This window comes from Neisseria sp. P0020.S005 (genome assembly GCF_051957055.1).
In the GTDB taxonomy this organism is placed as follows: Bacteria; Pseudomonadota; Gammaproteobacteria; order Burkholderiales; family Neisseriaceae; genus Neisseria; species Neisseria subflava_A.
Map to the genome: position 1 here is coordinate 1 of NZ_JBQCWV010000001.1, position 13,315 is coordinate 13,315.

The 13,315-nt window shown below is 50.4% G+C and carries 14 protein-coding genes and 1 pseudogene; 7 read left to right on the top strand and 8 right to left on the bottom strand.

Translation table 11 applies throughout. The annotated features are described in order from the left end of the window. From ACTHTU_RS00005 to ACTHTU_RS00015, 3 genes and pseudogenes are all read left to right on the top strand, one after another. Positions 1 to 106, top strand: a pseudogene (locus tag ACTHTU_RS00005) (IS1595 family transposase); the annotation flags it as partial. 171 nt (positions 107 to 277) lie between these two features. Then, complete coding sequence (locus tag ACTHTU_RS00010) at positions 278 to 844, top strand: SGNH/GDSL hydrolase family protein (protein ID WP_070460885.1); 567 nt, start codon at positions 278 to 280, stop codon at positions 842 to 844. A gap of 119 nt (positions 845 to 963) precedes the next feature. Continuing rightward, on the top strand, positions 964 to 1,245 hold the full coding sequence (locus tag ACTHTU_RS00015; protein WP_070504816.1) for a CsbD family protein: 282 nt from the start codon (positions 964 to 966) through the stop codon (positions 1,243 to 1,245). 64 nt (positions 1,246 to 1,309) lie between these two features. Here the strand turns inward: ACTHTU_RS00015 and trpD are convergent, their stop codons facing one another. Further along, complete coding sequence (gene trpD, locus ACTHTU_RS00020; protein ID WP_107723128.1) at positions 1,310 to 2,338, bottom strand: anthranilate phosphoribosyltransferase; 1,029 nt, start codon at positions 2,336 to 2,338, stop codon at positions 1,310 to 1,312. An 86-nt stretch (positions 2,339 to 2,424) separates the two neighbouring features. Continuing rightward, positions 2,425 to 3,015: an aminodeoxychorismate/anthranilate synthase component II gene (locus ACTHTU_RS00025; protein WP_295848086.1), complete on the bottom strand. Its 591-nt coding sequence runs from the start codon at positions 3,013 to 3,015 to the stop codon at positions 2,425 to 2,427. A gap of 175 nt (positions 3,016 to 3,190) precedes the next feature. On the opposite strand from ACTHTU_RS00025, the gene ACTHTU_RS00030 reads away from it, so the two are divergent. The 3 genes from ACTHTU_RS00030 to kdsA all read left to right on the top strand — a co-directional run bounded on the left by ACTHTU_RS00030 (position 3,191) and on the right by kdsA (position 6,111). Beyond that, on the top strand, positions 3,191 to 4,732 hold the full coding sequence (locus tag ACTHTU_RS00030; RefSeq protein WP_440361358.1) for a YdgA family protein: 1,542 nt from the start codon (positions 3,191 to 3,193) through the stop codon (positions 4,730 to 4,732). 78 nt (positions 4,733 to 4,810) lie between these two features. Further along, positions 4,811 to 5,194 (top strand): aspartate 1-decarboxylase, encoded by a 384-nt coding sequence (gene panD, locus ACTHTU_RS00035; protein ID WP_003678944.1) that lies wholly within the window; start codon positions 4,811 to 4,813, stop codon positions 5,192 to 5,194. Positions 5,195 to 5,268: 74 nt separating this feature from the next. Next, positions 5,269 to 6,111, top strand: a complete 843-nt coding sequence (gene kdsA / locus ACTHTU_RS00040; RefSeq protein WP_440361359.1) for a 3-deoxy-8-phosphooctulonate synthase — start codon at positions 5,269 to 5,271, stop codon at positions 6,109 to 6,111. A 57-nt stretch (positions 6,112 to 6,168) separates the two neighbouring features. On the opposite strand, the gene mutL is transcribed toward kdsA, so the two are convergent. The 6 genes from mutL to ACTHTU_RS00070 all read right to left on the bottom strand — a co-directional run bounded on the left by mutL (position 6,169) and on the right by ACTHTU_RS00070 (position 12,558). Next, positions 6,169 to 8,145, bottom strand: a complete 1,977-nt coding sequence (mutL, locus tag ACTHTU_RS00045) for a DNA mismatch repair endonuclease MutL (protein ID WP_440361360.1) — start codon at positions 8,143 to 8,145, stop codon at positions 6,169 to 6,171. Between the two features lie 36 nt (positions 8,146 to 8,181). Next, positions 8,182 to 8,664: a GNAT family N-acetyltransferase gene (locus ACTHTU_RS00050; protein ID WP_003678948.1), complete on the bottom strand. Its 483-nt coding sequence runs from the start codon at positions 8,662 to 8,664 to the stop codon at positions 8,182 to 8,184. A gap of 72 nt (positions 8,665 to 8,736) precedes the next feature. Next, positions 8,737 to 9,873, bottom strand: a complete 1,137-nt coding sequence (locus ACTHTU_RS00055; RefSeq protein WP_440361361.1) for a 5-(carboxyamino)imidazole ribonucleotide synthase — start codon at positions 9,871 to 9,873, stop codon at positions 8,737 to 8,739. An 83-nt stretch (positions 9,874 to 9,956) separates the two neighbouring features. Then, the gene (locus tag ACTHTU_RS00060) at positions 9,957 to 10,526 is read right to left on the bottom strand and encodes an RNA 2'-phosphotransferase (protein ID WP_440361362.1); all 570 of its coding nucleotides are present in this window, start codon (positions 10,524 to 10,526) and stop codon (positions 9,957 to 9,959) included. A gap of 43 nt (positions 10,527 to 10,569) precedes the next feature. After that, positions 10,570 to 12,045 carry an anthranilate synthase component I gene (gene trpE, locus ACTHTU_RS00065; protein WP_285069920.1) on the bottom strand — a complete coding sequence of 492 codons (1,476 nt, stop codon included), beginning with the start codon at positions 12,043 to 12,045 and terminating at the stop codon, positions 10,570 to 10,572. Positions 12,046 to 12,180: 135 nt separating this feature from the next. Next, positions 12,181 to 12,558: a hypothetical protein gene (locus ACTHTU_RS00070; RefSeq protein WP_440361363.1), complete on the bottom strand. Its 378-nt coding sequence runs from the start codon at positions 12,556 to 12,558 to the stop codon at positions 12,181 to 12,183. A gap of 136 nt (positions 12,559 to 12,694) precedes the next feature. On the opposite strand from ACTHTU_RS00070, the gene ACTHTU_RS00075 reads away from it, so the two are divergent. Beyond that, positions 12,695 to 13,315, top strand: coding sequence for a Smr/MutS family protein (locus ACTHTU_RS00075; protein ID WP_440361364.1), 621 nt, complete (start codon positions 12,695 to 12,697; stop codon positions 13,313 to 13,315).

Genomic DNA, 13,315 nt, shown 5'->3' on the forward strand with positions numbered 1-13,315 from the left:
CGATCGCAAATCGTTCCCGCTGTTCTTGAAAGAATGCGAATTTCGATTTAACTTCGGCACACCGTCTCAACAGCTTAAAATCCTGCGGGATTGGTGTGGAATTTAGGGCTAATCTACGTCAGCCCCTTGATTTTTATAAAAACAGTCAGCTCTAATTGATGATTTAACGATAGAACTTGACTGAAGTTAAGGCCGTCTGAAATAGCACTCTTATAATAATATAAGTGATATTTCAGACGGCCTTGCTGTTGATTCAAATAAAGGGAGGAGAACAAAAATGACCGTTTACTTAATCGGCGACTCCGTTCGGCTTGCTTCGGAGCCTTACACGCGCGCCGCTTTGCCTGAGGTGGATATTGTTTCTCCATCGGAAAACTGCCGTTCGTCGCATGATGTGTTAGAGCATATCAGGCAATGGACAGAGGGCGCGACTGTGGGAGACATTATCCACATCAATTGCGGTTTGCACGACATCCGCCATAATCAAGGCTGTAATGAGCCGGTGGCCGATATAAAAACCTATCGCAGCAACCTGATTCAAATTTTCGATTATCTGAAACAGACAGGGGCAAAAATTATTTGGGCGAGCAGTACGCCGTTTTTGGAAAGCGTACACAATATCGTCAAACCCTCGCGCCGCTATCTGGCCGACTTGAAGGCCTATAACCGTGTGGCGGAGGATTTGGCAAGGCAATATGGTTTTACCGTCAATGATTTATACAGTCTGATGTTTGAGCAGGATTTGACCGATGTGATGCTGTGCGATGGACTTCATTTCAATGAGTTCGGCAGCAAGATGATAGGCGAGGCAGTAGCCGAAGCGATATTGAAACAGTTGTGCTAACTTGACGTAATCCATTTTTATTATGTTTTTAATATTGAGACAGACTTTAAGTTGCAACCCAATATCTATTGGAGTATAGTGATTACTCTTATCAACATGAAACTAAGAAGGAATAAATGATGACTGGCAAATTAGATCAAATCAGCGGTGAAGTAAAAGAGAAAGCCGGCGAAGTTCTTGACGATTCCAAACTCAAAGCTGAAGGCGTAGTTCAACAAGGCGTCGGTAAGACAAAAGAAGTTGCTGCGGATGCTAAAGAAAAAGCAGAAAACTTTGCAGGTGAAGCTAAAGAAAAAGCAGCTCATTTAGCCGGTGAAGCCAAAGAGAAAGTAGCACACTTGGCTGAAGAAGCCAAAGAAAAAGCTGAAGGCTTGATTAATGATATTAAAAGCAAATTTTAATATTTAAAGAATAAAAGGCCGTCTGAAAGATTTTTCAGACGGCCTTTGTTTATGGTTTTAAAGTTTAGGCAAACTGTTTGCCAAATTCGATAAACTCGTCTTTTTTGGCTTTGGCTTTGCCGGAGTCGATGGCTTCTTGCGCGGCTTTGACACCGTCCGCCAGCGATGCGACCACATTTCCTGCGTAGAGCGCGGCGGCTGCATTGAGGACGACGATGTCGCGTGCGGCACCGACTTTGCCATCCAGCACTTCGTTCATTTTTTGCAGGGATTCTTGCGCGTTTTCGACTTTGATTTCGTCCAAATTGCGGCGGATTTCCATGCCGAAATCGGCCGGGCTGATATCGTATTCGGTGATTTTGCCGTCTTTCAGTTCGGCAACGCGGGTTTTGCCGGTCAGCGTGATTTCATCCAAACCGCCTTCGCCGCACACAACCAAAACATGCTTGGAACCAAGCTGTTGCAATACGCGGGAAAGAATGCCGCACAAGTCGATGTGGAACACGCCCAAGAGTTGGTTTGCCGCGCCGGCAGGATTGGTCAGCGGACCCAAGATATTGAAGATGCTGCGGAAGCCGAGCGAACGGCGGACAGGGGCAACATAGCGCATGGCGCTGTGATGGTTGGGCGCGAACATAAAGCCGATGCCAGTTTGCTGAATACTTTGGGCAACCTGTTCGGGGTTGAGGTTGAGGTTGGCGCCCATTTGTTCCATGACATCGGCAGCGCCGCTGGATGAAGAAACGGAGCGACCGCCGTGTTTGGCAACTTGCGCGCCTGCCGCAGCCGCGACAAACATAGAAGTCGTGGAAATATTGAAAGTTTTGGCACCATCGCCGCCCGTGCCGACAATATCGACCAAGTCATCGGCGTTTTCCAGCGGCACTTTAGTGGCAAATTCGCGCATCACGCTGGCTGCGGCGGTAATCTCGGAAACGGTTTCAACTTTAATCCGCAGGCCGGTCAGGATGGCGGCGATTTGCTCGGGCGGAACTTGGCCGCTCATGATTTGGCGCATGAGGTCGGTCATTTCATCGTAGAAAAGTTCGTTATTGCTGATGAGGCGTTCAATCGCTTGTTGAGGGGTAATCATGATTTTTCCTTTATTCGTGTCCGATGTGATTCAGGCCGTCTGAAAGGAGTTTGAACACTGTCAAACTCCTTTCAGACGGCCTTTCATTAAGATTTTTGCGGGCGATAGTCTTTGAATTCTTCCAAGAAGTTTTTCAGCATATCGTGGCCGTGTTCGGTCAGTAGGGCTTCGGGGTGGAACTGTACGCCTTCGACAGCATATTCTTTGTGGCGTACTCCCATGATTTCTCCGTCTTCCGTCCATGCGGTAATTTCGAGGCAGTCGGGCAGGGTGGCGCGGTCGATGGCCAGGCTGTGGTAGCGCGTGCAGTTAACCGGATTGGGCAGGCCTTTAAACATGCCTGTGCCGTGATGGAAAACGGGGGAGACTTTGCCGTGCATCATCGTTTGCGCGCGCACGACATTGCCGCCGAATGCTTCGCCCATGGTTTGATGGCCGAGGCACACGCCCATGACGGGCAGCCTGCCGGCAAAGTGCTGCATGGCTGCAACAGAAATGCCTGCCTCTTTAGGGGAACAAGGGCCGGGGCCGATGACCAGATATTGCGGTTTCAGGGCTTCGATTTCTTCGATGGTGATTTCATCGTTGCAGCGTACCAAAACTTCCTGCCCCAATTCGGCAAAGTATTGGACGATGTTGTAGGTGAAGCTGTCGTAGTTATCAATGAATAAAAGCATTTGCAAACCTTTAATGACATTTCGGCAGACAGGGTAAGGTCTGCCAAAATTGTAAAAATCGTTTATGTTTGCATAATATCACAATCTTTACCTAAAGGCCGTCTGAAACGGCGGATAAGACAAAACAGCTAAAAAATGCTATGCTTTACGCTTTGAACCTAATCTGTTTGAAGTGATGAAAAAGTATCTTATCCCGACTGCCGCCGTCGTTGTCGCCGCTGCGCTCGGCACGCCTTATTATCTTGGTGTCAAAGCGGAAGAAAGCCTGACCGAGCAACAAAAGCTGTTGCAGGAATCCGGTTTCTTGACCGTTGAGTCCCACCAATACGATCGCGGCTGGTTCAGTTCAACCGAGACGACCGTCATCCGCCTCAAGCCGACCCTGCTTCAAAATACGCAAAAATACCTGCCGGACAATTTGAAAACCGTCCTACAAGAGCCGATTACGGTCATTAACCACGTGACACACGGCCCGTTTGCCGGAGGTTTCGGCACGCGCGCCCATGTGGAAACTGAGTTCCAATACCATCCGGAAACCAAAAAAGTTTTAGACCGCTTCTTCGGCCAGCAAACGCCGTTGACCATGACCAATACGGTTTACCTTTCCGGCGACGGCAAACTCAGCCTCAATATTCCCGCCTTCGATTATGAAGAGCTTTCCGGTATCAAGCTCAACTGGAAAGGCTTTAGCGGCAATACCGATTACAGCCAAGGCTTCAAAAGCTATCGTCACGATTATCTTGCGCCGTCTTTGCAAGTCAAATTGGCCGACAAAGGTAATGTGTCTTTGGAAAACCTGCGCTTCCAATCCGAAACGGAAGACGGCCTGACCAAACTTGCTTTGGGTAAGAGCAGCATTACGTTGGATAAATTCCTGCTGCAATGGAAAGAAAATATCGATTACAACGTTAAGTTGAACGAATTGGTCAACCTTGTGACCAATCTACAAATCGGTGCGTTTATCAATCCGACCGGTACGATTGCTCCGTCTAAAATCGAAGTCAACAAACTGCGTTTCGATACCCAGACCGGCGAAGTCGATAAATTCATCAACAGCGAAGGCCGCTTCCAATTTGAAAGCCTGACCTATGGCGAAGATAAATACGGCCCTCTGGACATCAATGTCGCTGCCGAGCATTTGGACGCCGCATCACTTTTGGCATTGAAAAACAAAATTGCCGAAGTGTCCGTGAAGAAAATGAGCGAAGAAGAAATTCAGGCTTCCTTGATTCAGACGGCCAAAAACGAGGCTTCGGGCCTGTTTACTAACAATCCGGTTTTGAACGTCAAAACCTTCAAATTTACCATGCCTAATGGTGATGTCGATGTCAGCGGCAAGCTTGCCTTTAAAGGTTTGACGGCCAAAGACCTCAACAGCCTAGGCGATATGTTGAAAAAAACCGAAGCCGACTTCAACATGAGCGTACCGCAAAAATTGTTGGAACAACTCGCCGTCAACCAAGCAAGCAGCCTGTTTAGCGTCAATGCCGAAGATGAAGCCGCAGGCCGTGCCAGCATCGACGATATCAACGAGACCTTGCGCCTGATGGTGGACAGCACCATTAAAAGCATGGCAAGTGAGAAATATCTGACCTTAGAAGACGATAATGTCAAAACCCATCTGACTCTGCAAAACAGCGAGTTGAAATTAAACGGAAAAGTCCTTCAAAGCGACCCAGAACCCGAGTTTGACGAATCAGACTTCCTCAATAACTAATCCTCAATAACACAAACAGCGGTTTTAACTTCCAGGAAGTTAAAACCGCAAATCAACCCACAATCAAAAAGGAAACCCATGTTCCGTACCATGCTCGGCGGCAAAATCCACCGTGCCACCGTTACCGAAGCCGACCTCAACTACGTCGGCAGCATTACCGTTGACCAAGACCTGCTGGATGCGGCAGGTATTTGCGTGAACGAAAAAGTCGCCATCGTCAACAATAACAACGGCGAACGTCTTGAAACCTACACCATCCCCGGCGAACGCGGCAGCGGCGTCGTTTGCCTGAATGGCGCGGCCGCACGTTTGGTTCAAAAAGGAGACATCGTGATTATCATGTCTTACGTTATGTTATCCGAGCCTGAAATTGCAGCGCATGAGCCGAAAGTCGTCCTCGTCGATGAGAACAATAAAATCCGCGACGTGATTTCTTATGAGCCGCCGCACACCGTGTTGTAATATTCAAACAAAGGCCGTCTGAAACGTTTCAGACGGCCTGTTTCCCAAATTCAACTTATCTGAAAGGCTTTGCCGTGAATATCCAAATCAACAACATCACCGTCAGCAACGATGCGCCCTTTACCCTTTTCGGCGGCATCAATGTCCTTGAAGACCTCGACTCTACGCTGAAAGCCTGTGAGCAATACGTTAAAGTAACCGATAAACTCGGCATCCCTTACGTGTTCAAAGCCTCTTTCGACAAGGCAAACCGTTCTTCCATCCACTCTTTCCGCGGTGTGGGTTTGGACGAAGGCATGAAGATTTTTCAAGCGGTGAAACGCGAGTTTAGCGTTCCCGTGATTACCGACGTTCACGAGCCTTACCAATGCCAACCGGTTGCCGAAGTCTGCGATGTCATCCAGTTGCCTGCCTTCTTGGCACGCCAAACCGATTTGGTGGTGGCAATGGCGAAAACCGGCAATGTCATCAACATCAAAAAGCCGCAATTCCTCAGCCCTTCTCAAATGAAAAACATCGTCGAGAAATTCCAAGAAGCAGGCAACGATCAAATCATTTTGTGCGAACGCGGTGCAAACTTCGGCTACGATAACTTGGTGGTCGATATGCTCGGCTTTGGCGTGATGAAAAAAACGTGTAACAACTTGCCCGTTATTTTTGATGTAACCCATTCCCTGCAAACGCGCGAATCCGGTGCCGCTGCGTCAGGCGGCCGTCGCGCCCAAGTATTGGACTTGGCGCTTGCCGGTATGGCAACCAGCTTGGCCGGTTTGTTCCTCGAATCCCATGCCAATCCCGACCAAGCTAAATGCGATGGCCCAAGCGCATTGCCGCTTGCCCAATTGGAAGATTTCCTGAGCCGTGTTAAAGCGATTGATGAAACCGTGAAATCGTTTGCGCCTATGGATATTCGTTAAGGGCAAATAAGTTAAAAGGCCGTCTGAAAGCATTTTCAGACGGCCTTTTTATTGGCGTTACTGTCCGCGTAAAAATAACGCATCCAATTCTTTTAAAGTCAGTTTGACCCAAGTCGGACGACCGTGATTGCACTGGTTGCTGCGCGGCGTGTTTTCCATATCGCGCAGGAGGGCGTTCATTTCGGGCAAAGTCAGTTGGCGGCCGGCGCGGACGGAGCCGTGGCAGGACATGGTGGCGAGGATGTGGTTTTCGTGTTCCTCGATGGTTTGGCTGCTGCCGACTTGGGCGAGTTCGCCCAATACATCTTTGGCCAGTGAAACGACGTCGGCTTTGCCGAGCATAGCGGGAACTGCGCGGACGGCAAGGGTATTGCCGCCCATGTCGGACAATTCCAATCCAAAGCCTGCCAGCGTTTCGGCATGATCTGCAAGGGCGGCACATTCTTCGTGGGACGCGGCAAAGGTTACGGGAATAAGCAGACGCTGGCTTTGCAGGTTGCCGTTTTCCTGACGTTGGCGTTTCATTTTCTCGTAGTTGACGCGTTCGGCGGCAGCGTGCATATCGATGAGCAATAGGCTGTCTTCGGCTTGGGCAAGGATGTAGATGCCTAAGAGTTGGGCGATGGCGAAGCCTAGCGGCGGTAGTTCGGATTGGGAGGGCAGGCCGTCTGAAAGCGGCGTATTTGTTTTGGGAGTAGGCGTTTCATACGGCATATTGCCGAAACGTGCCTGCTCGAATTGGCTCAACTCAAGGTCGATGTCGTCGGTTTTTTTGTAGAGCTCGGCGTAAGTATTCATTGCCGCGCGACTTTCGCGCAGGGATAGGCTGCGTTGTTGCGGCGTGCGCGCGGCTTGGTAAGGCATGGGCGCGGTTTTGCCTGATGGACCAAAGGCATTGCGTGTATCGGGTTTGTTGCCTGTTGGGTAGTTGGATGCGCTATCAAACAGATTTTCGCTGTTGTTTTCAGACGGCATTGGTGCAGGAGTAACGCCGGTAATGTCATGCAACACTTCGCCTGCGTTGCTGACGCTTTCGGTCAGGTCGGCGCGCGTGTCGGCAAGGGCTTTGTTGAGCGTGTGGAACACGAGTTGGTGTACCTGCTGGCTGTCGTGGAAGCGGATTTCGGTTTTGGTCGGGTGGACGTTGACATCCACGGCTTCGGGCGGCAGGTCGAGAAAGAGGACGAAAGCAGGCGTCAGCGCGTTGTGCAATACGTCGCGGTATGCCTGCTTGACGGCATGGAGCATGACTTTGTCGCGGACAAAACGATGGTTGACGAAGCAGTATTGTTTGTCGGTTTTGCCTTTGGCGAAAGTCGGCTTGGCAATCGCACCATAGAGCCTCAATGCGCCATTGCCGCTGTCGATTTCTAGGGATGCCGTCTGAAAATCATCGCCGACAATGGCGGCAATCCGTTCATGCAGGCTTTGTGCAGGAAGTTTTAACACTTGTTTGCCGTCGCGTTTGAGTGAGAAGGCAATATGCGGATGTGCCAGCGCGAGGCGTTCGAGCATGGTGGCGCAGTGGGCGTATTCGGTGTTTTCGGATTTGAGGAACTTGCGTCGCGCAGGGGTATTGAAGAAGAGTTCGGCAGCTTCGATGGTGGTGCCGATGGGGTGGGCGGCTGCCGTAGGGCTGCTGAGTTTGCCGTCTTCGGCTTTGACTTGGGTTGCGTGAGAACTGTCTTCTTGACGGCTGGTCAGGGTCAGGCGGCTGACGGAGGCGATGCTTGCCAAGCCTTCGCCGCGAAAGCCCATGCTGGCAACGTGTTCCAAATCGTTTAAGGTTTTGATTTTGCTGGTGGCGTGGCGGTGGAGCGCAAGCTCGATGTCGTCCGGATGGATACCGCTGCCGTTGTCGCTGACGCGAATCAGGCGGATGCCGCCGCCGGCCAGTTCAACATCAATTGCTGTCGCGCCTGCGTCGATACTGTTTTCAACGATTTCTTTCAAGGCGTTGGCAGGGCGTTCAACCACTTCGCCGGCGGCGATTTGGTTGACAAGATGGTCGGGCAGGGCGGCAATTCGGGACATCGGTTTCTTTCAAAAAAGCAACGGAGGAAGAGAAAATTACAGGTATTTGCGCATCAATTCGCATTCGACGCGGACGGTTTTGTTCAGCTGCAACACGGCAGTACCGAGCGATTCATAACGGTTGAGGCGATAGAAAGGCACGGAATTGAGCGAGGCATACAGTTTGAGAAAGCTGAGGCCTGCATTTCGTGCCATTTCTTCGGCGCGGCTGAGCAGGGCCGTACCCAAGCCGAGATTGTGGAAGAGCGGATGGACGTATAAGGCGTCCAGTTGCGCTTCTTTGAAATCGACTTGGAAGAAGCCTTGAATCAGCCCTTTGTATTCGACCACCCACAATGCTTTGTTTTTATCGGAGATGGTTTCCAAATAGCTGTTGATGTCGAGCAGACTTTCCCATGTGTGCATAATGGTTTCATCGTAACTGCGGATGCAGGCATATTGAACGGCATGCAGATGGGCGTTGTGTATGGCTTGGCAGTCTTTTTCGGTTGCCGGACGGAGGATGGTCAGAAGGCTCATGGCGGATGGTCGGAAAAATTGATTTCAGACGGCCTTTGATTGCCAAAGGCCGTCTGAAAAAAGTGGGTAAGGTTACAGGCTTTGATGCAAGGTTTGTGCGGTTTGGAACGCATTGTCCGCATCATTGGCCAAGACGGTAAAGTGGCCCATTTTTCGACCTTTGCGCGCGGCTTTTTTACCGTAAAGATGCAGATGTGCGTTCGGGTTGCTTTGCAGCGGCAGCCATTCGGGTTCGCCGCCGTCTTCCTTCCAAACGTCACCCAAAATATTCGCCATACAGCAAGAGCTCAGCAACTTGGTGTCAGCAGGTGGCAGGTTGCACATCAGGCGGACCTGTTGCTGGAATTGGTCTGTCACGCAGGCGTCGATGGTATGGTGGCCGGAATTGTGCGGACGCGGCGCGATTTCGTTGACGACCAATTCATGTGTATCGCCGACAACAAACATTTCTACTGCCAATACGCCGACGTAGTTCAATTCATCGGCCAAACGCTGTGCCATTTGTCGCGCCTGTTGCTGCACGTCGGCACTCAGTCGCGCAGGGACGATGGAGTAGGCGAGGATGCCGTTTTCGTGAATATTTTCGGCAGGGTCGAAAGTTTGCATGTTGTCATTGTTCAGACGGCATACGATAACGGAAATCTCGCCGCGCAAGTCAACCATTTTTTCCAAAACGCAATCCACGCCTCCGTGTTCGGCAAACGCTGCTTTGAGTTCATCCAATGTTTTTACGCGGATTTGGCCTTTGCCGTCGTAGCCCAAAGTGGCAGTTTTTAAGATGCCGGGCAGAAATTGTACGCTTTCTTCAGTGATGTCTTCGGCTTTGCAAACTGCTTGATATGGTGCGGTTTGTAGACCTGCTTTGCGTATCCATGCCTTTTCCTGAATGCGGTTTTGCGCGATGGCAACGCAGTCGCCGCTGGGGGAAACATTGGTGTGTTTGGCGAGAAAACGCATCGCGTCGGCATTGACGTTTTCAAACTCAGTCGTAACCGCCGCGCATTTTGCCAATTCTTCCAAAGCTGCTTCATCATCAAATGGCGCACATAAATGACGGTCGGCAAATTCCGCTGCCGGCGCATTCGGGTCGGGATCGAGTACAGTTACTTTGTAGCCCATGGTTTTGGCAGCAACAGTAAACATTCTGCCTAATTGTCCGCCGCCAAGAATGCCGAGCATAGCAGGAGGGAGGATGGGGGATGTGTTCATGGATAATCGCTTTATGAAGAAATTGGGTAGGGTGTTTGCAGGCCGTCTGAACATGGTTTTACGGCTTCAGACGGCCCGATGTTTTAAAGTTTGCCGATAAATTGCGGCGGAACGTTTTCAGTTAACCATACGCCATTGTCCGCCAAATAAAATTGATGTCCTGCCGTAAGCATGGCGACAGTGTCGATGGTCAATACAACCGGCTTGCCGTGTCGGGAGCCGACGTTGACGGCTGTTGCGGCATCGGCAGACAGATGGACAAAATGGCGCGAGGCAGAATGCAGGCCTTGTTCCAAAATAGATAGAACGGAGCGCTCAGCCGTACCGTGATACAAAATCTGAGGAGGCGTTGCCACTTTGTGTTCGACCTGAACTTGTACCGTCGAATGACCTTGCGCCGCGCGGATGCGTTTGCCGTCTTCAGAAAGGGTAAACCGTTTTTTATCATTGTTTTCTACCACTTCCAACAATACTTCATAGGTCAGCAGATTGCCCGTAAAGCCGCGCTCGGGATGATTTACCTGCGTCAGTAGGGTATCAATATCCACCCAGCCGTCTTTATCCAAAGTAATACCGATTTGCTCGGGATGATGGCGTAAGATAAAGCTGAGGAATTTGCTGACGGATTTTAATTGTTTTTCGTTGAGTATCATAATCTTGTTGTTTAGTCATTCCAGAACGCAGGCCGTCTGAAAATTATTTATCCAACCCTTCTTGCACCATTTGCGCTGCACGTATTACTGCGCGGGCTTTGTTTTGGGTTTCCTGCCATTCGGAGGTTGGGTCGGAGTCGGCAACTACGCCTGCGCCGCTTTGGACGAAGAGGGTATTGTTTTTAATCACGGCGGTGCGGATGGCGATGGCCAAGTCCATGTCGTTGTTGAAACTCCATACGCCGACTGCGCCGCCGTAGATGCCGCGTTTGCTCGGCTCGACTTCTTCGATGATTTCCATGGCGCGGACTTTGGGTGCGCCGGAAAGTGTGCCTGCCGGGAAGGTTGCGGCGAGGATGTCCATATTGGTCATGCCGTCTTTCAGACGGCCTTCGACGTTGGAGACGATGTGCATTACATGGGAGTATTTTTCAATCACCATTTTGTCGGTGACTTTGACTTCGCCGGTTTTACTGATGCGGCCGACGTCGTTGCGTCCTAAGTCAATCAACATGACATGCTCGGCAATCTCTTTGGCATCGCTCAGCAGGTCTTGCTCATTGGCGAGGTCTTCGGCTGGTGTTTTGCCGCGCAGGCGTGTACCGGCGATAGGACGGACGATGACATCGTCGCGTTCGCGGCGGACGAGGATTTCGGGCGAAGAGCCGACAATATGAAAATCGCCGAAATCGTAGTAGAACATATATGGCGATGGGTTCAGCGTACGCAGGGCGCGGTAGAGGGCAAGCGGATTGTCGGTAAATTCCATGCTCATGCGTTGGCTGGGGACAACCTGCATGCAGTCGCCTGCAAAGATGTAGTCTTTGATTTTGTTGACGCAGGCTTTGAAAGGTTCTTCTCCAAATTCGCTGACTGCTTGAGTTTGTTTGCTGCCTAGGGAAAGTGGGATGGCGCAACTTTGGCGTAGCTGGGTACGGATGTCTTCAAGACGTTCGCGTGCGCGTTCGTAGCCGTTGGCTTGAGACGGATCGGCATAAACAATCAGGTAGATTTTTCCGCTTAGGTTATCCACTACGGCAAGCTCTTGCGAGAGCATCAGGAGGATGTCGGGCGTACCGAGCGGATCGGCTTTGGCAGTATGTTTCAGGCGGTGGGCAAAATGTTCGAAATTGTAGATGGTTTCATAACCGAAGTAGCCGACCAGGCCGCCGGTAAAGCGCGGCAGGCTTGGGATTTCGGGCGTTTTGAAGCGGTTGTGGAAGGCTTCGATAAAGGGCAGGGGATTGCCGTCGTGTTGTTCGACGATTTCGCCGTTTTGATACACATTGACATGTTTGCCGCTGGTTTTGAGATAGTGGCTGCAAGGCAGGCCGATAAAGGAATAGCGGCCGAAGCGTTCGCCACCGACAACGGATTCGAGCAGGTAGGTGAAAGGCTTGTTGGCAAGTTTGAGGTAGATTGAGAGCGGTGTGTCCAAGTCGGCAAGCAGCTCTTGAACGAGTGGAATGCGGTTGTAACCTTGTGCGGCTTGGGCTTGGTATTCTTGTTTGCTGATCATCTTGATAAGTCTTTCAGACGGCCTGTTTTAGGGTGTTAAATCGTGTGAAGAGTATAGCATTTTATTGGAATTGTTGACAGTCTGAGCGTTATGTCAGATATGGAAAACGCCGTCTGAAAAAGACGGCGCGAGGTATCAGGCAAGGGTATTGGAGATTTTGTTTTTTCGGCTCCGTTTCCACTTGAAAATATAAGCGGCAACAACGGGAATCAGGGCGATAATGGATTTGAATGTCCAGCCTGAATACCAAGTGCCTTCGGGAACGTCGCTTGCAAGCCAAGTGAAGTACGGCCACCAGCAGGCAACCAGACTGCCGAGGAACAGCGGCCAAATATGACGGCTTAAGTTGTGCTGCCATAAAAGGAAACAGATGGCTGCCCAAACGAAAGTCAGTACGGTAATCAGGAGAATGGTGTAGGCATCTGAAATCAGGATGGCGGCAAAGTAGTAGCTGAGTGCGACCCATAATAGGGCAAGTATCAAGACGATGATTTCTTCCGGGCGTTTAAACATGATTTCTCTCTTTTGTAAGACTGGCAATGCGTTAATACTATACCCTAAACAAGAAGCGATGATAAGAGTCTTTCAGACGGCCTTGTAGCCGGGTTTGCTATAATGAGTGCAATCAATTTTTTGGAAAGGACAAACCATGACAGCAAACTTTCAAGAAACGCTGAAGGCTTTGGGCAAACAGGCGAAAAAGGAAGCCGCGGAGCGGGAAGCCGAAGCGAAGGCTAAAAAGCAGGTAGAGGATGTGGATTTCAGCAAGGCGGTTGGCAAGGTTACGCTGTTGAAAAATGCTGGCAACTATTATGAACAGCCTCGTGATAAATCTCCGATCAAGCCGCGACCTAAAGAAATGGCGACTTTGGAGCAGGAAGATTATTTTTATGTAGGCAGCGGCGGCTGGGAAGAACCGCCGGCTTCGTTCAGTAAAAACGGGCAGGGTAAAAATGATTTGATGCGTTTGCGAAACGGTCATTATCCTGTGGTAGCGGATGTAGATTTGCACGGCTATACGCAGGAAGAAGCGCAGCAGGTACTGAACGAATTTATTGAATTTACGAAAAAACGCGGCGTTTGCGGCGAGATTGTCCACGGCAGCGGCTTGGGTTCTTCAGGCTATAAACCGGTTTTAAAAAATATGACGCGCCGTTGGTTGATGCAGCATCCTGATGTGTTGGCTTATGTCGAGCCTCGACAAGGTAATGATGGCGCAGTCAGGATTTTGTTGAAACGCCAACGCCGAGACGATGATTGGAAACGGTAA